The sequence below is a fragment of the Pseudooceanicola sp. LIPI14-2-Ac024 genome (assembly GCF_042188925.1).
In the GTDB taxonomy this organism is placed as follows: Bacteria; Pseudomonadota; Alphaproteobacteria; order Rhodobacterales; family Rhodobacteraceae; genus Pseudooceanicola.
Genome location: NZ_CP170102.1, coordinates 648,415 through 670,119, shown reverse-complemented (window position 1 = coordinate 670,119; position 21,705 = coordinate 648,415). Strand labels below are relative to the sequence as shown.

Sequence of the window (21,705 nt, the reverse complement as noted above, 5' to 3'; positions counted from 1 at the left end):
GTTGCATTGCCCCCGCCTGCGCGACGGCGCAGCCACGACCTCGATCAGTCTTGAACGCCCGACTTGATTGCAAATAGCGTCGATGGAGGGGGCGCTGCCCCCTCACACTCCCCTAGGATAGGGAACCAGGGGAAGGGGGGCGGTGGCGCCCCCCGTTTCGGTTCAGCGTTCCGGGATCAGGCCTCGCGGGCTGAAGCGCAGGACCAGCAGCATGATCACCCCCATCGTCAGCAGGCGCATGTGTGCCGCGCTGTCGAGCAGGTGGGATTTCAGCGGGCCGTCGGACATGCCCGAGGTCAGCACCTCCATCAGCCAGCGGCCCAGGGGTTCGACCTGCACCCAGGCGAACCAGATCAGCATGCCGCCGAGGACGGCGCCGAAGTTGTTGCCCGATCCGCCGACGATCACCATCACCCAGATCAGGAAGGTGAAGCGCAGCGGCTGGTAGGTGCCCGGTGTGAGCTGGCCGTCGAGCGTTGTCATCATGGCGCCCGCGATGCCGCAGATGGCGCAGCCGATGATGAAGATCTGCAGGTGCCGCCCGGTGACATCCTTGCCCATGGCCTCGGCCGCGGTTTCGTTGTCGCGGATCGCGCGCATCATCCGGCCCCAGGGCGAATGCAGGGCGCGCTGCGCGAGGATCAGCAGGACGACTAGGATCACCGCGAAGAGCCCTGCGTAGAGCAGCTTGACCCAGAGGGTGGAGGCGGTGACCGGATCGAATCCGATCGACTGGGCCTGCGCGACGAAGTCGGACGAATTCTGGAGGTCGATCTCGTAGGGCACCGGCCGCGGCAGGCCCGAGACGTTCTTGACCCCGCGGGCCAGCCAGTCCTCGTTCTTCATCACCGCGATCACGATCTCGGCGATGCCGAGCGTCGCGATGGCGAGGTAGTCGGAGCGCAGGCCAAGGGCGGTCTTGCCGATCACCCAGGCCGCGCCGGCTGCGATTAGCCCGCCCACGGGCCAGGCCAGCAGGATCGGCAGGCCGAGGCCGCCGAGGTAGCCGGTGGAGGCGGGATTGACCGCCTCGATCGCCATGACGCCGCCGTCGAAGACCCAGCGGAACAGGAAGAAGCCGGTCACCAGGATGATGATCATGCCGGGGATGCGGAACTTCGGCAGGCGGTTGACCGCGGTGCCGGCGGCGATGATCACCGCGACCCCCAGCAGGAGGCCCGCGATCACCCGCTGGCCGCCGGCCGCCCAGGCGTCGGGCACGGGCGGCATGGAGACCAGGACGGCGGCCAGGCCGCCGAGCGCGACGAAGCCCATGACGCCGACGTTGAAGAGGCCGGCAAAGCCCCATTGCAGGTTGAGCCCCAGCGACATGATGGCCGAGATCAGCCCCATGTTCAGGATCAGCAGCGCGGAGTTCCAGCTCTGCATCAGGCCGGTGCCGATGATCAGCAGAGCGACGAGGCCGAAGAGGCCGAAGGTGCGGGTGGTGTCGTTCATACCGATTTCCCCTTGAACAGGCCGGTCGGGCGGAACAGCAGGACGACGATCAGGATCATGAAACTCACGGCGAACTTGTAATCGGTGGAGAGCAGCTGAACGAGGCCCTCGGGCTCGAGCGGCTCGGGCATCAGGTAGACCAGGAACTTCTTCCAGGCGTAGGTGATCGTCACCTCGGAAAACGCGATGACGAAGCCGCCGGCGATCGCGCCGAGCGGCGAGCCAAGGCCGCCGACGATGGCGGCCGCGAAGATCGGTAGCAGGAGCTGGAAGTAGGTGAAGGGCTTGAACGACTTGTCGAGGCCGTAGAGCACGCCCGCCACCGTCGCCAGCGCGGCGACGATCAGCCAGGTCACGGTCACCACCTTCTCGGGGTTGATGCCCGAGAGCAGCGCCAGGTCCTCGTTGTCGGAATAGGCGCGCATCGACTTGCCCGTGCGGGTCCTGTTCAGGAACCAGAAGAGCAGCGCGACGACGATGATCGCGGTGACTACGGTCAGCACCTGGGTCGTGCGGATCGCCAGCCCTTCGTCGAGGCCGGACCATTCCTTGAATGCCCGCGCGTTGACGATGAAGCGTTCGCCGTCGTCGAAGCGCTGTTCATCGGGGCCGATCAGTAGGCGCACGATTCCGTTCATCACGAACATCACGCCGATCGAGACGATGACGAGGATCACCGGCTTGGCCCGCACCTCGCGGTAGAAGCGATAGACCACGCGGTCGGTCGCCAGCACCAGTAGGGCGCAGGCGAGGATGCCGACGGGCAGCGCGAGGAGCGCGGTCGGAAGCGGGCCGAGCGAGATGCCCGCGGCCTGCAGCCCCCAGGTCACCATGATCGTGACCGCGGTGCCGAAGGCCATGGTGTCGCCGTGGGCAAAGTTCGAGAACCGCAAGATGCCGTAGACCAGCGTGACGCCGAGCGCCCCGATGGCCAGTTGGCTGCCGTAGGTGATCGCGGGGATGAGGACGAAGTTCGCAAGCGCCACAAAGGCGTTGAGGAGGTCCATCAGAAGGTCACCTCGCAGGTCATGAGATCGATCTCGGCTCCTGTATCTGGTCCGGCGGTGGTGCCGGCGGACTGGCGGATCAGGACGGCGCTTCCTTCACCCGAGAGCGCGAGGCTCGTCCGGGTGCCCGCGACCGGTTCCCAGAGGAACGGCCCGAGGCGGGAGGCACCCTGCGCGAGCTGCGCGGCGTCGTCGTCCTGCCACAGTGTGAAAAGTCCCATCCCGTCCTGGTCGAGCGTTTCCGGCTCGATCGCGAAACGGGTGGTGCCGGTGGCCGGCGCGCAGGCGCCCGCGGCGTTGCACCGCGTGACGGTCCGGCAGTCAAGGTCAAGCCTGGCGCCTTCGGCAAGCCCCGCTTGGGGCAGGCCGAGGAGCAGGAGGAAAGCCGCGCCCTTCATCCGCCGAGGAAGCTCTGCCGGACCTCGGGGTCCTCGAGCAGCTCCTTGCCGGTGCCGGTGTGGGCATTGCGCCCCTGGACGAGGACATAGCCCTTGTCCGCGATCTCCAGCGCCTGGCGCGCGTTCTGCTCGACCATGAGGATCGGCAGACCGGTGCGGGCGACCTCGATGATCCGGTCGAAAAGCTCGTCCATCACGATCGGACTGACGCCGGCGGTCGGTTCGTCCAGCATCAGGACCTTGGGCTTGGTCATCATCGCGCGGCCCACGGCGACCTGCTGGCGCTGGCCGCCCGACAGCTCGCCCGCCGGCTGGCGGCGCTTGTCGCGCAGGATCGGGAACAGGTCATAGATCTGCTCCATCGTGTCGCGGAAATTGTCGCGGCGCAGGAAGGCGCCCATCTCGAGGTTCTCCTCGACCGTCATCGAGGTGAAGATGTTCGAGGTCTGCGGCACGAAGCCCATGCCCTTGGCCACGCGGTCCTGCGGGGACAGCCCGGTGATGTCCTCGCCATCCAGCCGCACGGCGCCGCCGTGCAAGTCGAGCATGCCGAAGACGGCCTTCATCGCGGTCGACTTGCCGGCGCCGTTCGGCCCGACGATGACGGCGATCTCGCCGCGTTCGACAGCGATGGTGCAGCCGTGCAGGATGTCGGGGCCCTTTCCGTAGCCGCCGGTCATCGCGTCGCCGATCAGGAAGGGGCCGTCCGTGGGCGCTTTCACCGCCGGGCCGCTGCCATGCACGAAGTGCTCGTCGGTCGTGCCGCCGGGCCGGGTGATCGAGCCGTCCTTGTTGCCGCGGTCGTCGTAGGTGTTGCTCACGTCGCCTGCGCCTTCTGCTTGTTCTTCAGCCCGGTGCCCAGGTACGCCTCGATCACGTGCTCGTTGGCCTTGATCTCGTCCAGCGTGCCCTCGGCCAGCACCTTGCCCTCGGCCATGCAGATGACCGGGTCGCAGAGGCGGGCGATGAAATCCATGTCGTGTTCGATGACGACGAAGGTGTATCCGCGCTCCTTGTTCAGGCGCAGGATGGCGTCACCGATGGTGTTCAGCAGGGTCCGGTTCACGCCGGCACCGACCTCGTCGAGAAAGACGATGCGCGCGTCGACCATCATGGTGCGACCCAGTTCCAGCAGCTTCTTCTGGCCGCCGGACAGGTTGCCGGCCTTTTCATCCGCAAGATGAGAAATGGTCAGGAAGTCCAGGACTTCATCGGCTTTTTCCGCCAGCTGACGTTCCTCGCGCGCGATCTGGCCGCGGCGGAAGAACGCGTTCAGGATGTTCTCTCCGGACTGGCCGGCGGGCACCATCATCAGGTTCTCGCGCACCGTCATCGACGAGAACTCGTGAGCGATCTGGAAGGTGCGCAGCAGCCCCTTGTGGAACAGGGTGTGCGGCGGCAGGCCGGTGATGTCCTCGCCCTGCATCGTCACCTTGCCGGACGTGGGTTCAAGAACCCCGGCGATGACGTTGAAAAGAGTGGTTTTTCCTGCGCCGTTCGGGCCGATCAGCCCGGTGATCGATCCTGCCTGGATCGTCAGGCTGGCCCCGTCAACGGCATGGAATCCGCCGAAGTGCTTGTGCACGTCTTCGACTGTGATCATGTAGGTCCCCGTTTGGCAGGCAGGCGCATTCGCGCGCTTCTGGCCTGCTGGGGGCGGCCCCCGTGGGGACCGCCCGGTTTTGGATTAGCGGAACTTGACCGTCGCGATCTTGCCGTCTTCGAACACGATCTGGCGGTAGTTGCCCGCGGATTCACCTGCGCCGATCAGCTCGACGGCGGTGGCGCCGACGTAGTCGATGTCGGTGCCTGCGGCGATCAGCTCAAGCGCCTTGCCCAGTTCGCCGGGATAGATCTTCTCGCCCGGCTCGTTGGCGACGTCCATGATCTTTTCCTTGTAGGCGGCCGGGTCCGAGGACCCCGCGGCCTGCATGGCGAGCAGGATCAGCGCCGCGGCGTCGTAGCTTTCCGGCGTGAAGGGCGAGGTCGCGTCAAACGCGCCGCCGACGAGGTCGACGAACATGGTCGCGCCTTCGCTGTCGGTGCCCGGGTGCTGGCCGGTGGAGCCGTCGATCTCGCCGCCGAAGTTCTCTTCCAGCTTGGCGCCGATCATGCCGTCGGGGAAGTGGAAGGTGTCGAAGGCGCCGCTGTCGAGGGCTGCGCGCACGATGCCCGAGCCACCCTGGTCGACGTAGCCCGCAACGACGAGGCGGTCACCGCCGGCGGAGGCGAGCGATGCGACCTCGGCCGAGTAGTCGGCCTTGCCGTCTTCGTGGGCGGCCGAGATGGTGATCGTGCCGCCGGCGGCCTCGAAGGCGCTCTGGAAGCTGTCCGCCAGGCCCTTGCCGTAGTCGTTGTTGGTGTAGGTCAGCGCAACCGAGCTGATGCCTTCTTCCATCAGCACGTCGGCCATCACCTGGCCCTGGCGGGCGTCGGAGGGCGCGGTGCGGAAGAACAGGCCATTGTCCTCGGCGGTCGAGAGCGCGGGCGAGGTGGCCGAGGGCGAAATCATGACGATGCCGTTCGGCACGGCGGCGTTGGCCAGGATAGCGCCGGTCACGCCGGAGCAGTCCGCGCCCATGATGCCCTTGATGCCTTCGGCGGTGATCAGGCGTTCGGCGGCCGCGGTGGCGGCGGCGCTGTCGACGCAGGTCGAGTCAGCCCGGACCGGGGTCACGGTGGAGCCGTCGAGCAGCTTGCCGCTGTCGGTGACTTCCTTCATTGCCAGTTCCGCGCCGTCCGCCATGGACGGGGTCAGGCTTTCGATCGGGCCGGTGAAGCCGAGGATGACCCCCAGCTTGATGTCCTCGGCACTCGCGGCACCGGCAAGCAGAGCCGTTGCGGTCGAGGCCAAAAGAAGCTTTTTCATTTTGCTGTCTCCCTGTTTGGATTTTGCATCCGGAGGCGAGCCTAAGACCGGCCATGTCAAAAGAAAAGCGGATTGGAAGAGGCGGTGTAACGTAATCGCGAACGCCGCGGGTGCTGCCGAACGAACGGGCCGTGCTACCTTGGCGTCAAAAGAGGAGTCCCGCCGTGCGCCGAACCACCCGCCTGACCGCCGCCGTTCTTGCCTTCCTGTCCGCGCCCGTGGCCCAGGCGCTCGACACGCAGACGGGTCCGGTCCGGATCGACCGCATCGCCGCCGGGTTCACCGATCCGTGGTCGTTCGGCTTCCTGCCCGGCGGCGGCGTGTTGGTGACCGAGAAGGGCGGGCGGCTGTGGTACGTGGCCGGCGGGTCTGCGCGGCAGATCGACGGGCTGCCGGACAGCGTACCGGACGGGCAGGGCGGCCTGCTCGACCTTCTGATCCCGCGCGATTTCGGACGGACACGGCAAATCTACCTCACCTTCTCAAAGGCGCAGGGCGCGGGATCGGGCACGGCGCTGGCCTCCGGCCGGCTCGACACCGAGGCGGGGCGGATCGAGAACCTGCGCGTGATCTTCGAGATGACGCCTGGCTCATCCGGCGGGCGGCACTTCGGGTCGCGGCTGGCCGAGGGGGCGGATGGCAAGATCTACATGAGTATCGGCGAACGCGGGGACCGCCCGGCGGCGCAGGACCTGTCGCGGCACAACGGCTCGATCGTGCGGCTGAACCGCGACGGCACGGTGCCCGACGACAACCCCTTCATCGGCGACGAGGGGGCGGAGCCGGCGATCTGGTCCTATGGCCATCGCAACCCGCAGGGCATGGCTGTGGATGCGACGGGGCAGCTCTGGGTCAATGAACATGGCGCCCAGGGCGGGGACGAGGTGAACCGGATCCGGCGCGGCGCGAATTACGGCTGGCCGGTCATCGCCTATGGGCGCCACTACAGCGGACAGAAGATCGGCGAGGGCACCACCCGACCCGGCATGGAACAGCCGGAGTTCTACTGGGACCCCTCGATCGCGCCTTCGGGCATGGTGTTCCACAGCGGCAGCGGTCACGCACCGTGGCGCGGCAACGCCTTTGTCGGATCGCTGAAGTTCGACTACGTCGCCCGGCTGGCCGGGGATCCGCTGCGCGAGGTCGAACGGATTTCGTCGCCGGAAACCGCCCGTGTCCGCGACGTGCGCGAAGGGCCGGCGGGCGGGCTCTGGTTCCTGTCAGAAGATGACGGTGCGCTATACCGGATGGTGCCCGAGTAGCTCAGATCGACAGCCGTGCCGCGTGGCTGCCGCGTTCGCGGTAGGGCGTGGTGTCGTAATGCGCACGGTAGCATTTCGAGAAATGCGAGGGGCTGGCAAAGCCGCAGGCCAGCGCGACGTTGATCACGCTCATGTCGGTCTGCATCAGCAGGTTCCGGGCCTTCTGCAGCCGCAGTTCCATGTAGTACCGCTTGGGCGAGCGGTTGAGGTAGCGCCGGAACAGCCGTTCGAGCTGCCGCGTCGACATGCCGACATCCTTGGCCAGGATCGCGGGGCTGATCGGCTCCTCGATGTTGCTTTCCATCATCTGGATGACCTGGCTGAGCTTCGGATGCCGCACGCCGATCCGGGTCGGCACCGACAGGCGCTGCGTGTCCTGGTCGGTACGGATCGAGGAATAGATCAGCTGGTCGGCGACGGCATTGGCCAGGTCCTCGCCCTGCTGATCGGCGATGACCTTGAGCATCAGGTCGATGGACGAGGTGCCGCCGGCCGTCGTCATCCGGTTGCCGTCGACGACAAAGACCGACTTGGTCAGCGTGACCTCTTCGAACTCCTCGGCAAAGCTGTCCTGGTTCTCCCAGTGGATGGTGGCCCGCTTGCCGTCGAGCAGCCCGGCCTTGGCCAGCGCGTAGGAGGCGGTGCATAGCCCGCCGACCGTCAGGCCGCGCCGCGCCTCACGGCGGAGCCAGTTCAGCAGTTTGCGAGATGTCTCGTCCTGCACGGACAGCCCGGCGCAGACCAGCACCGTGTCCTCGCGTGTCAGCTCTTCCAGCCCGCTGTCGACAGCAAAGGTCGTCCCGGCAGAACAGGACACCATTTCACCGTCCTCGCTGACCAAGGTCCAACGGTAGAGCGGTTCGCCCGACATGCGGTTCGCGATCCGCAGGCATTCCATCGCCGAGGCAAAGCTGAGCAGCGAGAAATTGTTCAATAGCACAAAGACGAAACGCCGCGTACGCGGTGCCTTTGCCGGCGGGAAAGCTTGCGCGAACTGGCGATCCGTCTTGGCCATCTCAGCCCCATTGTACCACTTGTGTCTCCAACAGGTCAGAGACCGTCAGCGAGGTCAAGGGGGTGGCCTGTGACACACAACTTCAACGGACTGTTAACGCTGTCAGCTATCGACAATTCTGCGGTGGCCCCCGCGTCATCGCGCGGCTATAAGGCAGCCCTCTACATTGACCCTAGCGGAGACGAGACAATGGGCGATTGGCAAAAGACCGGGTGGCGCAACAAGCCGCGGGTTCAGATGCCCGACTATACCGACGCCGCGGCATTGACCGCGGTCGAGGCGAAGCTCTCGAAGTATCCGCCGCTCGTGTTTGCGGGCGAGGCGCGGCGCCTGAAAAGCGCCCTGGCAGCCGCCTCGCGCGGCGAAGCGTTTTTGCTTCAGGGCGGCGATTGTGCCGAGGCCTTCGATCAGTTCAGCGCGGACGCGATCCGCGACACCTTCAAGGTGATGCTGCAGATGGCGATGGTGCTGACCTTCGGCGCCAAGGTGCCGGTGATCAAGGTCGGCCGCATGGCCGGACAGTTCGCCAAGCCGCGGTCGGCGCCGACCGAGGTGCTGGAGGGCGTCGAACTGCCGTCCTACCGGGGTGACATCATCAATGACATCGCCTTCACCGAAGGTGCGCGGGTGCCGGATCCGGAACGGATGCTGCAGGCCTATACCCAGGCGGCGGCGACCCTGAACCTGCTGCGGGCGTTTTCGACCGGCGGCTATGCCGACGTGAACGAGGTCCACCGCTGGACGCTCGGCTTCACCGAGAGCGAGGAGGCCGAGCGCTTCCGCGACATGGCGAACCGGATCACCGACACGCTGGATTTCATCCGCGCGGCCGGCGTCACCGCCGAACGCCAGCACACCCTGCGGCAGGTGGATTTCTACACCAGCCACGAGGCGCTGCTGCTCGAGTACGAAGAGGCGCTGACGCGGGTCGAACTCGACCTCCGGCCAGTGGCTGGCGGGCTCGGGTCACCTTCTCTGGATCGGCGACCGCACGCGTCAGCCCGACGGCGCGCATGTCGAGTTCCTGCGCGGCGTGCAGAATCCGATCGGGATGAAATGCGGCCCCACACTCGAGGTCGATGACCTGAAGGTGCTGATCGAGAAGCTGAACCCGACGAACGAGCCCGGCCGCCTGACCCTGATCGCCCGTTTCGGGGCCGGCCGCGTGGGCGACCACCTGCCCAGACTGATCCGCGCGGTCGAGGACGAGGGCGCAAACGTCACCTGGGTCTGCGATCCGATGCACGGCAACACGATCAAGTCGAACACCGGCTACAAGACACGACCGTTCGACGCCGTGCTGCGCGAGGTGCAGGAGTTCTTTGCTGTGCACCGGGCCGAGGGCACGATCCCCGGCGGCGTGCATTTCGAGATGACGGGCCTCGACGTGACCGAATGTGTCGGCGGGCTTCAGGCGGTGAGCCACGAAGACCTGTCCGACCGGTACCACACGGCCTGCGATCCGCGCCTCAACGCCTCACAGTCGCTGGAGCTCGCGTTCCTCGTCGCCGAGGAACTGACCGCCCGCCGCAACGACGGCACCGACCGGCAGGTCGCCAGCGCCTGAGGCACGCGCGACGTTGATTTCAAGGCCCCGCTGGTTCCTCCGGCGGGGCTTTTTCGTGTCAGTCGGCACCGTTTAGCCGAGGCGTCGGCCGCGTCTCGCAACAATTCGCGCAAGCCGGGCGGGCAGGGGAACTGCGGGCCCCATCCCCCGTTGGCCCTGACCCGGGCGGGCCTTAGGTCTGACGGGGAGCGGGGTCCGCCGGCTGGGCCTTGCGAATGAAAACCGATGCAGCCGGGCGGACAGGGTCCATTCCCCCCGTTGGCGCCCTGTCCGACAGGCCCCGTCGATTTTCGGCGGGGCCTTTAACGTTTCCGGGCTGGAATGGCGCCGCCGGATCCGGTTCCCGTTCATCGCAACACAATCCCGAGCGACCGCGGTCCATTGCCGTGCGGCGGCGCCGGTTTTCGCAAGTCTCCGCCGATCGGCAGATGGCCGGGAACGGCTTCGGCCGGGACCGTGTTGCCCCCTCACCGGCGCAGGAATGAATGCGCCGTGACCAAAGAGGAGAAGACCATGAAACGCAAAACCCAGACCGCCCTCGCTGCCCTGATGGCCCTCGGCATCGCCGGTGGCGCTGCCGCGCAATCCGCAGGCGTATCGGCCGACGTCGGCGTCGGCTCCGACGCCAAGGGCTCGGTTTCGGCGGGTGTCGGGGTGTCGGGCAGCGGCGATGTCGCCAACTCCGACGATACGGGCGCGTCCGGTTCGGCCAGCGGCTCTGTCTCGGGGGGCAAGAAGATGGGCGACGACATGCAGGCCTCGGCCGCGGGCGACCTGCGCACCTACGGTGAGCTGGTGTCGAGCCTGAAGACCGCCGACACGATGGCAACCGACCTGTCGGGCTTTGATGCGGACAGCACGGTCTCGGTCACGGCGGTGTCCGAACTCGAGGGCGAAGGCGCGGAAAACGCCGCCGCGCTCGACAACGCGGTGGCCGAGAACCAGGCGGCGATCGAGGAGATGCGCGCCCAGATCACCGCGAACGCGGACCTGAGCGCGGCCCTGGAAGCGGAAGGCTACACCGCCGATGACGTCATCGCGGCGCAGGCCAACGGAGACAGCAGCGTGACGCTCTACGTGAACGACATGATGTAAGGGATCCTCCCGCGCGTCGCACCCAGGGCGCGCATCCCGAGGAGAGGCCCCGCCGGCAGCGGTGGGGCCTTTTTCTTCGATCCGGGGGGACTTTCAGTCGTCGTCGGACTTCACCAGCCGCAGGAATGGCTTGCCGCGGTGGCGGGGCGGCGGGGCGTCCTGCAGGAAACCGGCCGGGGGTTCGGCAAAGCCGGGGACCAGGTCGGCCGGCGCGGGCAGCGGCGCCGCGGGTGTTGTGCCCGTTTCCGTCAGCGCGACGGCCCGGTGGCTCACGATCTCGAACCGGCGCGGTGTGCGGCCGATGGTGCCCTGCGTCGATAGGCAGCCGAGCGCGCGGGAAATATCGCCGAGATCGCTCTTGAGCGGCAGCAAGATCATCCGCGCGTCGATGGCGGGCTTGCCGATGCCGCGTTCGGCGTTCAGCACCAATTCGGCAGTGGCGGGGGCACTGAACACCTGTTCAAGCACATCGCCAAAGAGGTTCCGCCCGGCGGGGTCGAAGAAGGTCGACACCGGCATCCCCCGCACCTCCATCCCCATCAGGTCGCACAGGTGCGACCCGGCGATGCGCATCCGGGCAAGGCCGGGAGCGATGCGTTCCAGGATGAAGGCGAATTCCAGCGACCGTTCGATGCCGCGCGGATCGACCTCGGAGCGGCGGGGCACCAGCCGGCCGGCGCGCAGGGCCTGCCAGTAGGCCTCGACCTCCCGGATCGAGGGGTGGCGATGATCGTGCAGGAATGAGGTCATGTCGATGACGTTGCGCAAATGGTCCATGTCGTGCCGTTCCGCTTGAGATTGCAGATCCCACGCGCGCCCGGCAAGTGCGGGCAGGGCGGCACCGAATTCGGTTAACCATATGGCGCGAGGGGTTACTCAAGTTTTAATCTCTCACATACGGGACCAAATTCGTGAAAATTTGCGGGAATTGGTTAACCCATGCCTGCGTCCCGCTTGCCCCGTGGCGCGCGGCGTCCTAACAGAGCTGGACCTGACAGGAGGGCCGCCGTGCTACGCTCGATGACCGGATTTGCCACCGCGCGTGGCACCCAGGACGACCTCGACTGGAGCTGGGACCTGCGCGCTGTGAACGCGCGCGGGCTCGACCTGCGGCTGCGGGTGCCGGACTGGCTGCCGGGGCTCGAAACCGGGCTGCGCAAACGGCTGTCCGAGGCACTGCACCGGGGCAGCGTCACGCTGAACCTGCGGGTCAGCCGATCGGGCGGCGCGGCGGCGCTGGCCCTGGACGAGGCACAGCTGGACGCCGTCTTTGCTGCACTGGTCCGGGTCGAGGAAATCGCCCAGTCCCGCGGCATCGCGCTGGCGCCGTCGCGGGCGGCCGACCTTCTCGTGCAGCGCGGCGTGCTGGAAGCCCCGCGCGAGGACGAGGACAACGCCCCGCTCGCCAAGGCGCTGCTGGCGGATTTCGAGGCGGTGCTGACCGCTTTCCTGGAGATGCGTGCCAGGGAAGGCCAGGCGCTGCTGGCGGTTCTGGCCGGGCAGGTGGACCGGATCGCCGAGCTGACCGTGGCCGCCAAGGCCACCGTCGGTCCGCGCCGCGCGGCGGCCGACGCGGCCTTCCGGGCCGCGCTGGTCCGCGTGGGCGACGCCGTGCCCACCGTCGATCCCGACCGCGTCGCGCAGGAACTGGCGGTGCTGGCGGTGAAGTCCAACGTCACTGAGGAACTTGACCGGCTTGACGCCCATGTCGCCGCCGCGCGCGACCTCCTGGCCGATAAGGGGCCCGTAGGCCGCAAGCTTGACTTTCTGACGCAGGAATTCAACCGCGAGGCCAACACCCTCTGTTCCAAGTCGCAGAACGCCGAGCTGACCACCATTGGGCTGGACCTGAAGGCGGTGATCGACCAGCTGCGGGAGCAGGTGCAGAACGTCGAGTGACCGCGCGGGCCGGGGTCGGGCAGGGGGGCCAGCCCCACATCGGCGCCATGCGCCGATCCCCCCGGGATACATTGACCAGAGGAAAGCAGGGCATTTGCGCTTGCGGTGGCGGCGGCGAGGGTGTAATGCGCGCGCACTCACTTCGCTGGCGGGGTTGGGCGTAACGGGGAGACATCCCGGAGCGTCCGCCGGTTGACCATCTGGTCGTCCCCCGCCGAGGCATGAAACCGGAAAGGATATATGCATGGCTCTGCCTGAGTTCTCCATGCGTCAGCTGCTGGAAGCTGGCGTTCACTTCGGCCACCAGACGCAGCGCTGGAACCCCCGCATGGGCGAGTTCATCTACGGTGCGCGCAACGGCATTCACATCATCGACCTGACTCAGACCGTCCCGATGCTGGACCAGGCTCTGAACGTCATCCGCGAGACCGTCGCCAAGGGCGGCCGCGTGCTGTTTGTCGGCACCAAGCGCCAGGCGGCCCAGCCGGTCGCCGAAGCTGCCGAGAAATGCGCGCAGTACTACATGAACCACCGCTGGCTCGGCGGCACGCTGACCAACTGGAAAACCGTGTCCCAGTCGATCAACCGCCTGAAGGCGATCGATGAGCAGCTCGAGGGCGGCGCCGAAGGCCTGACCAAGAAAGAGCGCCTGGGCATGGAGCGCGAGCAGACCAAACTGCAGGCCTCGCTCGGCGGGATCCGCGAAATGGGCGGCCTGCCCGACCTGCTCTTCGTCATCGACGTGAAGAAAGAGTCGCTGGCCATCCTCGAAGCGCGCAAGCTGGGCATCCCGGTCATCGCCGTGGTCGACACCAACTGCTCGCCCGAGGGCGTGGACTACATCATCCCGGGCAACGACGACGCGGCCCGCGCGATCTCGCTCTACACCGACTTGGCCAGCCGCGCCGCACTTGACGGCATGTCCGCCCAGCTGGGCGCCGCCGGCGTCGACGTAGGCGAGTTCGAGGAAGCCCCGGTCGAAGAGCTGGCCGAAGAGACCTCTGAAGACGCCGACGCGTAAGCGTCCGCCTGTCATGAAACCGTTACCGGCTGCGGGCAGACCCGCGGCCGGAACGATCCGTTCCAAGATCAAGGAGAGCCCAAAATGGCGATCACTGCCGCACAGGTGAAAGAACTGCGCGAGATGACCGGCGCAGGCATGATGGATGCCAAGAAGGCCCTGACCGAAACCGATGGTGACATGGAAGCCGCCGTTGACTGGCTGCGCACCAAGGGTCTCGCCAAGGCTGCCAAGAAGTCGGGCCGCACCGCGGCCGAGGGCCTCGTCGCCGTCGCCGTCGACGGTGGCAAGGGTGTCGCGATCGAGGTGAACTCGGAAACCGACTTCGTTGCCAAGAACCAGGAATTCCAGGACATGGTCACCTCGTTCGCCGAGGCGGCCCTGAATGTCGACGATGTCGAGGCGCTGAAGTCGACCGAGATCGGCGGCAAAGCCGTGGCCGACATCCTGACCGACAAGATCGCCAAGATCGGCGAGAACATGACGCTGCGCCGGCTCGAGAAGATCGAGGGTGGCCAGGTCGTGTCCTACGTGCACAACGCCGCCGCGCCCGGCATGGGCTCCATCGGCGTGCTGGTCGCGCTCTCGGCCGAGAACGAAGCCTTCGGCAAGCAGGTCGCGATGCACATCGCCGCCGCCAGCCCGGCCTCGCTGGGTGAAGCGGACCTCGACCAGGCGCTGGTCGAGCGCGAGCGCAACGTCCTGACCGAGCAGGCCCGCGAAAGCGGCAAGCCGGAAGCCGTCATCGAGAAGATGATCGAAGGCCGGATGAAGAAGTTCCTGGGCGAAGTGACCCTGCTGGGCCAGGCGTTCGTCATCGACCCGGACAAGACCGTGGCCGAGGCCGCCAAGGAAGCCGGCGTCGAGATCACCGGCTACATCCGTCTGGCCGTCGGCGAAGGCATCGAGAAAGAAGCCGAAGACTTCGCCGCCGAAGTCGCCAAGGCTGCACAGGGCTGAGGGCAGGGGCCGCGGCCCCGTCGTCGAGAACTGATCGGGAACCGCCGACCCTTGGGGTCGGCGGTTTTTCTTGCCTTATGCCCGGGTGTCCAGTCGCGCCAGGACCATGTCGGCGCGCGCCGCGACGCAGACACGGGGCAAGAGCACGGTGTCGTAGCCAAGCTTGGCATAGGCCGTGAGCAGGCGGTCGTGTTCTGCGATCGCTGCCGTCATGTCGTGGCGCCGTACCGTATCGGCCCGGTAGATCTCGGGCCAAGGCGGCGTCAGGAAAACCGTCCGGTGATAGCGTTCCGTCCCGTCCAGCAGGTCCTCCAGCCGCGCGCCGGTTGCCTCTGTGCGGGCCACGGCGGCATCGACGAGGCCGCGGTCGAAGAACACCCAGCCGCGAATGTCGCGGTGCCGAAGGCGATCCTCGAACGCCACCTGCATCGCGCGGGCGGCGAAGGCGGCCGGATCGACCCATGGCAAGGGCCCGCCGTCACCCGCAAGCGCCCCGGCGACGATCCGGCGACCGGGTTCGGGCACGGTGGCATGGCCGCGGGCCGCAAGCTCTACCAACAGGGTCGATTTGCCGCCGCCGGAACATCCGGGCGGGACGACGTGGCGCCGGGCAGGGGTGTCGGGCATCAGTGGCTCCTGGTGAATGCGAAGACGGTGCCGGCGGGACACCGACACCGTCCATTTCGCACACGCCCCCGTTGGATGGGGATGATGGGGGTGGTCCGAAGTGCCGATCGGAGGCCGACCAATATGCCCCCGACCGACCCCGGGAAAACCCGGCCGACCCGGAGAGCCAAGCACAATAGCCTGGGTCCGACCCGGAATGTTCCATGGCTCAAAGCCACCACTCACGGAACAGTTACAGAATGCCGTTACGTCGTGAGTCTCGAAAGTATGGGAATCCATACCTGTTGGTAAAAGATTGCGCCAAACACCCGGAAAGTCTTGGATTCCTTACCGTCGGCACCGGGTCTGCGACAGGAAAAGTCGCGCCCGGTCAGACCTCGATCACGAACATCTGGTTCAGGAACGCGGCCTTGAGCACCGCCTGGGCCGTGGTTTCCACGTTCAGGTTCTCGCGCGCCAGGCGCAGGTGCTTTTCCACCGTCGCGGGCGTCAGGCCCATCAGCAGCGCGATGTCCTGCGTTGTCTTGCCGTCGCCGACCCATTGCAGCGCCTCGCGCTGTCGCTTGGTCAGCTCGCGCGCCGGGCCGGAATACGGCAGCGTCAGGATCTTGAGATGCGCAACGTTGTTGTAGATGACGATGTCGCGCCCGTGCTCGGCCCAGAGCGCGTCGACTTCGTCCTGGCTCATCCCGGGTCGCGCGGTCAGCGCGATCGCGCCCTTGGTCCTGGGCGAGATCGACTTGAAGCTGATCGCGTATCCGGCCGTCACGTCCATGGTGCGGTTGAACTCCAGCACCTTGCGCTCGCTCTCGGTCACCGTGCCGCTGGCCAGCATGTCGGCCGCGACGCGCCAGGAGCACGCGCCTTCGTGCTCGAGCGCCCATTTCACCATCGGCGCATGGAAATAGAGACCTTTGCCCATAAAGACGTCGGTATAGGCCGGCGCGTGGTTCGTGAGGATCACGAAATCCTCGGGATCGCCCAGCGAGGTGTTCGTGCGGTATCGCGTGAAGCCATAGAGCAGACGGTCGAACCCGTATTCGGCCATCTTCTCGCAATGCTGCGTCCAGAGGTCTTCGATGCTCGGCGCATTTGTCAGGCGTTCAAGATACTCGCGACGAGAAGTCATGTCGGTCCGATACAAAGTCTGCTGTTCAATGAGGTCCGTGACCAAGGGTCAATCGGATAACAGGTTTTAGACCGCTGCCGCGCGGATTGTCGAGAGTCTGCGGTTGCGCCACCGAAGATTAGGGCTGAAGGGATGCCATGCGGGGCATGACGTCGGGGATGGCCAGCGATTTCAGGGGCATGGCCATCCCAACATCATTTACATAATACCGATTACACGATTGGCGGATGCGCCGTTCGGGCATTCCCCCGCGTGATCAGCCAAGCGCATAGCCGGCCCCGCGGACCGTGCGCAGCGGATCGTTTCCACCGTGCTGGCACAGCGCCTTGCGCAGCCGCCCGATGTGGACGTCCACCGTGCGCGTGTCGACATAGATGTCGCGGCCCCAGACCCGGTCGAGCAGTTGTTCACGCGACCAGACGCGCCCCGGCTTCTCCATGAAGGTCGTCAGCAGCCGGAATTCCGTCGGGCCCAGTTTCAGCGGCTTGTCGTCGCGCGTGACGCGGTGCGTGTCGCTGTCGAGGATGATATCCTCGTACTCCAACCGCTCGCCCACCGTTGACGGCCGCGTCCGGCGCAGCTGTGCGCGGACGCGCGCCATCAGCTCGACGACAGAGTACGGCTTGACCACGTAGTCGTCGGCGCCGGTTTCGAGGCCACGGACCTTGTCGACCTCCTCGGACCGCGCCGAGAGCATGATGATCGGCACGCCGCGGGTTTCCGAGCGCATCTTGAGCTGGCGGCACACCTCGATGCCCGAGACGTTGGGCAGCATCCAGTCCAGCACGATGATGTCCGGCATCGCCTCGTCGACCAGGACAAGCGCCTCTTCGCCGTTGCCGGCCCTGGCGACGCGAAAGCCCTCGGCCTCGAGGTTGTAGGCCAGGACCTCGCGCTGCGCGGGTTCATCTTCTACAACAAGAACAGTGGGTTGTTCGGCCATCTTCACGTATTCCTATCGGCCACGACCTTGGCGGAATCCGGTGCCACGGACGGGTCGGTCGAGGTCTTGTCGCCCTTGGGACGGTTGTCATCGGGTTTCTCGCCCGACACCAGGTAGACCACCTGCTCGGCGATCGAGGTGACGTGGTCGCCCATGCGCTCGTTGTTCTTGGCGATGAAATGCAGGTGCATGCAGGCGGTGATGTTGCGCGGGTCTTCCAGCATGAAGGTCAGGAATTCGCGGAACAGCGCGTTGTACATCTGGTCGACGTCGCGGTCGCGGTTGATCACGTCGCGGGCCAGCGCGGCGTCGCGCTTGATATAGGCGTCGAGCGCGTCCTTCAGCATCAGCTGCACCTCGCGCGCCATCCGGCGCAGCGCGGCATGCGAACCCTCGATCGGCGACATCTGGATCAGTACGCCGGTCCGCTTGGCCATGTTCTTGGCATAGTCGCCGATCCGTTCGAGGTTGCCGGCGATCTTCATCACCGACAGCACGACGCGCAGGTCGATGGCGGTCGGGCTGCGCAGGGCGATCAGGCGGGCGCATTCCTCGTTGATCATCTCTTCGAGGGCGTCGATCGCCTTGTCCCCTGCCCGCACCTTCTCGGCCAGTTCCTCGTCGCGCTCCTCGAGCGACTGCGCCGCGTCGAGGATCGCGGTCTCGACCATGCCGCCCATCTTCATGATGCGCGCCTGGATCGCCTCCAGATCGCGGTCAAAGGCGCTTGCAATGTGTTGTTCTTGCATTGCTTTTTCCTCCTCAGCCGATCCGGCCGGTGATGTAGCTCTCGGTGCGCGGATCTTGCGGGTTGGTAAAGATCTGCCCGGTCTCGCCGTATTCGACCAGGTGCCCGAGGTGGAAGAACGCGGTCTTCTGGCTGACCCGTGCGGCCTGTTGCATGGAGTGCGTGACGATCACGACCGAGTAGTTCTCGCGCAGTTCGTCGATCAGCTCCTCGACCTGGCCGGTGGCGATCGGGTCCAGCGCCGAACAGGGTTCGTCCATCAGCAGGACCTCGGGCTCGGTGGCCACGGCGCGCGCGATGCACAGGCGCTGCTGCTGGCCGCCGGACAGTCCGGTGCCGGGCGAATGCAGGCGGTCCTTCACCTCGTTCCAGATGGCGCCACGCTTCAGCGCGCGTTCGACGATGTCGTCCAGGTCGGCCTTGTTCTTGGCCAGGCCGTGGATCCGGGGACCGTAGGCGATGTTGTCGTAGATCGACTTGGGGAACGGGTTCGGTTTCTGGAACACCATGCCCACCTTGGCGCGCAGCTGCACCGGGTCGACGCGCTTGTCATAGATATCCTCGCCGTCGAGGCGGATGTCGCCTTCGACCCGGCAGATGTCGATGGTGTCGTTCATCCGGTTGAGGCAGCGCAGGAAGGTCGACTTGCCGCAGCCCGAGGGGCCGATGAAGGCGGTGACGGTCTTGTCCTCGATCTGCACGTCCACGTCCTTGATGGCGTGGGTGTCGCCGTAATAGACCTGCACCTTCTCGGCAGCGATCTTGATGTCTTTCTGGTCCAATTTGGCCTCAGCTTTCGGTGAATTGTACATGTCCATGTCCTTTCTTACCACCGGCGCTCGAACCGGCGGCGGAGAATGATGGCGATGATGTTCATAGTCATCAGGAAGCAGAGCAGGATGATAATCCCGCCCCAGGCGCGTTCGTAGTAGGCCGGGTCCGCGCGTTTCGCCCATTCGTAGATCTGTGCCGGCATGGCAGAGTTAGGTGCGAGGAAGCCATCCGCAATACCGTCGGGGTAGTTCGAGGCGATGAAGCCCACCATCCCGATCAGCAGCAGCGGCGCGGTTTCGCCAAGCGCCTGCGCCAGGCCGATGATCGTGCCGGTCAGGATGCCCGGCATGGCAAGTGGGAGCACGTGGTGGAACACCGCCTGCATCTTCGAGGCCCCTACCCCGAGCGCCGCGTCACGGATCGACGGCGGCACCGCCTTGAGCGACGCGCGGGTCGAGATGATGACCGTCGGCAGCGTCATCAGCGTCAGCACCAGGCCGCCGACCAGCGGTGCGGACTGCGGCAGGTACATGATCTGGATGAACACGGCGAGGCCGAGGATACCAAAGACGATGGACGGCACCGCAGCGAGGTTCGAGATGTTCACCTCGATCAGGTCGGTCCAGCGGTTCTTGGGCGCGAATTCCTCAAGGTAGATCGACGCCGCGACGCCGATCGGCAGGGCCAGCGCCAGAACCACCAGCATCATGAAGAACGACCCGATCATCGACACGCCGATCCCGGCCTGTTCCGGACGGCTCTCGGACGCGTCGGCGCCGAGGATGAACTGCCAGTTGAACGTGCGCTCCAGCAGCCCGGCATCGCGCATCTCGTCCGCGATATCGAGGTGCTCGGCATCGAGGTTCTTGTCTCTCGCCAGGCTCTCACGCGTCACGCGACCCTTTTCGTACCCGTCGACCCGCGACGAGGCGAGGAAGCGGAAGGTGACCGTCTGCCCCACGAGGTCGGGGTTCGCCAGCACCGTGTCGCGCACCTGAGCCAGCGAGGCCGACGACACCATCGCCTCGACATCGTCCTTGTCCTCGAACGGGATCTCGATGCCGGCGTCCTCGATCGTCTTGATCAGGCCTTCAACGATCACGGGCTTGTAGCCGAAGGTCGACACCTTCGCCATTTCGTCGCGGTCGCGGTTGCCGGTCTTGTCCAGGCGGTCTGCGGGCAGTTCCACCTCGGCCGTGATGAAGGTCTGGGTGAAGGCCGGGATCCCGTTGCGGACGATCGCGGCCAGCAGCACGCAGAGAAAGAAGATGCCGATCGCGATGGCAATGATCCCGTAGATGCGAAACCGGCTTTCGGCGGCGTTGCGTTTGCGGGTCCGCGCGTCGGGCGTCAGGATCGAGCTCGAGCTGGAGGGGCGCGGCGCCGCGCCGGCGGCGGGATTGGTCATGTCGGTCATTCGTATTGCTCCCGATAACGGCGCACGATCCAGAGGGCGAAGACGTTGAGGCACAGCGTGATGACGAAGAGCGTCATGCCGAGCGCGAAGGCGACCAGCGCCTCGGGGCTGGCAAAGTCCGCGTCACCGGTCAGCTGCGACACGATCTTGGCGGTCACGGTGGTCATCGCCTCGAACGGGTTGAGAGAGATGCGGGCCGCGGCCCCTGCCCCCAGGACAACGATCATCGTCTCGCCGATGGCGCGGGAGGCAGCGAGCAGGATGGCCCCCACGATGCCGGGAAGCGCCGCCGGGAACACCACCTGCTTGATGGTCTCGGACTTGGTGGCGCCAAGGCCCAGAGAGCCGTCGCGCATCGCCTGCGGCACGGCGTTGATGATGTCGTCCGACAGCGAGGACACGAAGGGGATCAGCATGATCCCCATCACGAGGCCCGCGGTCATGACCGAGGTCGCGCCCCGCATCCAGCCGACACCGAGCCAGCCGTCGGGGCCGAAGATGCCGACCAGCAGCGGGCCGACGGTCAGCAGCGCGAAGAGGCCGTAGACGATGGTCGGGATGCCGGCCAGCACCTCGAGCGCGGGCTTGATCGTGCCGCGTACCTTGGGCGTCGCGTATTCCGACAGGTAGATCGCGGCAAAGAGCCCGATCGGCACCGCCACCGCCAGCGCGATGAGCGAGATGTAGAGCGTGCCCCAGAGCAGCGGCAGGATGCCCAGCTCCGACCCGCCACCGAAGGACGGCGCCCAGGTCGTGCCAAAGAAGAATTCGGATGCCGGGTAGAGCTTGAAGAACTCGACCGTGTTGAAGATCAGCGACAGCACGATGCCGATGGTCGTCAGGATCGCGACCGAGGCGGCCGAGATCAGCAGGACCAGAACGACCTTCTCGACGGCGTTGCGGGCCCGGTACTCCTGCCCGGTGCGGGAATAGGCCAGCGCCAGTCCGCCCAGCGACAGGGCCAGCACCAGGATGTTACGCATCATCGACCCGGTGGCGTTCATGCTGCGATAGCGCTGCGCGGCGGCGAGCGTGTCGGCATTCACGTCGGACCCGAGGGCGACGCCGATGGCGGCCAGGTCCGCCCGGACGTTGCTGGTGTCGGCCTGCAGCGTGCCGGCCTCGTCCGCGGTCATCACGCCCGCGGCAACGGCAAGGTCAAGGCCGTCGGCCACCCGGCGCACGTCCGACATGATCAGAGACAGCTCGCCCGGGGAGGAATACGAGGTCTCGGGGATCAGGGAGGTCACGCTGTTCTCGATGACGAAGGGCTGGACCAGGAGCCAGACCACCAGCGTCAGAAGCGAGGGCACCAGAACCCAGAGCGCGACGTTGTAGCCGTAGTAGGACGGCAGCGAATGCAGGTGGCGGCTGTCGCCCCCGGCGCTCTTGAGCGCCTTGCTGCGGCCCACGACGAAACCGATCGCGGCCAGGGCCAAGACGATCAGGAAAAGCAGAGATGCGGACATGTGGTAGCCCCGGGGTCTAAAATACCCAAAACCGGCTGTGCGACGGA

At 66.3% G+C, this 21,705-nt stretch carries 20 protein-coding genes and 1 pseudogene; 6 read left to right on the top strand and 15 right to left on the bottom strand.

Annotated features, from left to right (window positions below; genetic code table 11):
- Positions 1 to 162: 162 nt before the first annotated feature.
- From ACE2AC_RS03285 to ACE2AC_RS03260, 6 genes are all read right to left on the bottom strand, one after another.
- Complete coding sequence (locus ACE2AC_RS03285; RefSeq protein WP_375690703.1) at positions 163 to 1,458, bottom strand: branched-chain amino acid ABC transporter permease; 1,296 nt, start codon at positions 1,456 to 1,458, stop codon at positions 163 to 165.
- A complete protein-coding gene (locus ACE2AC_RS03280; protein ID WP_375690702.1) occupies positions 1,455 to 2,465 on the bottom strand; it encodes a branched-chain amino acid ABC transporter permease in 1,011 nt (336 codons plus the stop codon). Before ACE2AC_RS03280 ends, ACE2AC_RS03285 begins: the two co-directional genes overlap by 4 nt.
- Positions 2,465 to 2,863, bottom strand: coding sequence for a hypothetical protein (locus ACE2AC_RS03275; protein ID WP_375690701.1), 399 nt, complete (start codon positions 2,861 to 2,863; stop codon positions 2,465 to 2,467). Before ACE2AC_RS03275 ends, ACE2AC_RS03280 begins: the two co-directional genes overlap by 1 nt.
- Positions 2,860 to 3,684, bottom strand: coding sequence for an ABC transporter ATP-binding protein (locus tag ACE2AC_RS03270; protein ID WP_375690700.1), 825 nt, complete (start codon positions 3,682 to 3,684; stop codon positions 2,860 to 2,862). The genes ACE2AC_RS03275 and ACE2AC_RS03270 overlap by 4 nt, the downstream gene beginning before the upstream one ends.
- Complete coding sequence (locus ACE2AC_RS03265; protein ID WP_375690699.1) at positions 3,681 to 4,466, bottom strand: ABC transporter ATP-binding protein; 786 nt, start codon at positions 4,464 to 4,466, stop codon at positions 3,681 to 3,683. The genes ACE2AC_RS03270 and ACE2AC_RS03265 overlap by 4 nt, the downstream gene beginning before the upstream one ends.
- 84 nt (positions 4,467 to 4,550) lie before the next feature.
- Entirely contained in the window at positions 4,551 to 5,732 is a 1,182-nt protein-coding gene (locus ACE2AC_RS03260; protein ID WP_375690698.1) for an ABC transporter substrate-binding protein, read from the bottom strand.
- Between the two features lie 164 nt (positions 5,733 to 5,896).
- Between ACE2AC_RS03260 and ACE2AC_RS03255 the strand changes: the two genes are divergently transcribed.
- On the top strand, positions 5,897 to 6,994 hold the full coding sequence (locus ACE2AC_RS03255; protein WP_375690697.1) for a PQQ-dependent sugar dehydrogenase: 1,098 nt from the start codon (positions 5,897 to 5,899) through the stop codon (positions 6,992 to 6,994).
- Between the two features lies 1 nt (position 6,995).
- On the opposite strand, the gene ACE2AC_RS03250 is transcribed toward ACE2AC_RS03255, so the two are convergent.
- Positions 6,996 to 8,009: a GlxA family transcriptional regulator gene (locus tag ACE2AC_RS03250; protein WP_375690696.1), complete on the bottom strand. Its 1,014-nt coding sequence runs from the start codon at positions 8,007 to 8,009 to the stop codon at positions 6,996 to 6,998.
- A 189-nt stretch (positions 8,010 to 8,198) separates the two neighbouring features.
- On the opposite strand from ACE2AC_RS03250, the pseudogene ACE2AC_RS03245 reads away from it, so the two are divergent.
- Positions 8,199 to 9,576: pseudogene (locus tag ACE2AC_RS03245) on the top strand (class II 3-deoxy-7-phosphoheptulonate synthase).
- A 513-nt stretch (positions 9,577 to 10,089) separates the two neighbouring features.
- Positions 10,090 to 10,671, top strand: a complete 582-nt coding sequence (locus tag ACE2AC_RS03240; RefSeq protein ID WP_375690695.1) for a hypothetical protein — start codon at positions 10,090 to 10,092, stop codon at positions 10,669 to 10,671.
- A gap of 93 nt (positions 10,672 to 10,764) precedes the next feature.
- Here the strand turns inward: ACE2AC_RS03240 and ACE2AC_RS03235 are convergent, their stop codons facing one another.
- Complete coding sequence (locus tag ACE2AC_RS03235) at positions 10,765 to 11,448, bottom strand: PAS domain-containing protein (RefSeq protein WP_375690694.1); 684 nt, start codon at positions 11,446 to 11,448, stop codon at positions 10,765 to 10,767.
- Positions 11,449 to 11,679: 231 nt separating this feature from the next.
- On the opposite strand from ACE2AC_RS03235, the gene ACE2AC_RS03230 reads away from it, so the two are divergent.
- From ACE2AC_RS03230 to tsf, 3 genes are all read left to right on the top strand, one after another.
- Positions 11,680 to 12,570: a YicC/YloC family endoribonuclease gene (locus tag ACE2AC_RS03230; RefSeq protein WP_375690693.1), complete on the top strand. Its 891-nt coding sequence runs from the start codon at positions 11,680 to 11,682 to the stop codon at positions 12,568 to 12,570.
- A gap of 244 nt (positions 12,571 to 12,814) precedes the next feature.
- Positions 12,815 to 13,591, top strand: coding sequence for a 30S ribosomal protein S2 (rpsB, locus tag ACE2AC_RS03225; RefSeq protein WP_375690692.1), 777 nt, complete (start codon positions 12,815 to 12,817; stop codon positions 13,589 to 13,591).
- 84 nt (positions 13,592 to 13,675) lie between these two features.
- Positions 13,676 to 14,551 carry a translation elongation factor Ts gene (gene tsf / locus ACE2AC_RS03220; RefSeq protein ID WP_375690691.1) on the top strand — a complete coding sequence of 292 codons (876 nt, stop codon included), beginning with the start codon at positions 13,676 to 13,678 and terminating at the stop codon, positions 14,549 to 14,551.
- A gap of 75 nt (positions 14,552 to 14,626) precedes the next feature.
- On the opposite strand, the gene ACE2AC_RS03215 is transcribed toward tsf, so the two are convergent.
- From ACE2AC_RS03215 to pstC, 7 genes are all read right to left on the bottom strand, one after another.
- The gene (locus ACE2AC_RS03215) at positions 14,627 to 15,178 is read right to left on the bottom strand and encodes an AAA family ATPase (RefSeq protein ID WP_375690690.1); all 552 of its coding nucleotides are present in this window, start codon (positions 15,176 to 15,178) and stop codon (positions 14,627 to 14,629) included.
- A gap of 370 nt (positions 15,179 to 15,548) precedes the next feature.
- Positions 15,549 to 16,307: an autoinducer binding domain-containing protein gene (locus tag ACE2AC_RS03210; RefSeq protein ID WP_375690689.1), complete on the bottom strand. Its 759-nt coding sequence runs from the start codon at positions 16,305 to 16,307 to the stop codon at positions 15,549 to 15,551.
- Positions 16,308 to 16,563: 256 nt separating this feature from the next.
- Positions 16,564 to 17,250 carry a phosphate regulon transcriptional regulator PhoB gene (phoB, locus tag ACE2AC_RS03205; RefSeq protein ID WP_375690688.1) on the bottom strand — a complete coding sequence of 229 codons (687 nt, stop codon included), beginning with the start codon at positions 17,248 to 17,250 and terminating at the stop codon, positions 16,564 to 16,566.
- A gap of 2 nt (positions 17,251 to 17,252) precedes the next feature.
- Positions 17,253 to 17,999: a phosphate signaling complex protein PhoU gene (gene phoU, locus ACE2AC_RS03200; protein ID WP_375690687.1), complete on the bottom strand. Its 747-nt coding sequence runs from the start codon at positions 17,997 to 17,999 to the stop codon at positions 17,253 to 17,255.
- A 13-nt stretch (positions 18,000 to 18,012) separates the two neighbouring features.
- Positions 18,013 to 18,810: a phosphate ABC transporter ATP-binding protein PstB gene (gene pstB, locus ACE2AC_RS03195; RefSeq protein ID WP_375690686.1), complete on the bottom strand. Its 798-nt coding sequence runs from the start codon at positions 18,808 to 18,810 to the stop codon at positions 18,013 to 18,015.
- 14 nt (positions 18,811 to 18,824) lie between these two features.
- Complete coding sequence (gene pstA / locus ACE2AC_RS03190) at positions 18,825 to 20,189, bottom strand: phosphate ABC transporter permease PstA (RefSeq protein WP_375690685.1); 1,365 nt, start codon at positions 20,187 to 20,189, stop codon at positions 18,825 to 18,827.
- On the bottom strand, positions 20,186 to 21,658 hold the full coding sequence (gene pstC, locus ACE2AC_RS03185) for a phosphate ABC transporter permease subunit PstC (RefSeq protein WP_375690684.1): 1,473 nt from the start codon (positions 21,656 to 21,658) through the stop codon (positions 20,186 to 20,188). Before pstC ends, pstA begins: the two co-directional genes overlap by 4 nt.
- Positions 21,659 to 21,705 lie beyond the last annotated feature (47 nt).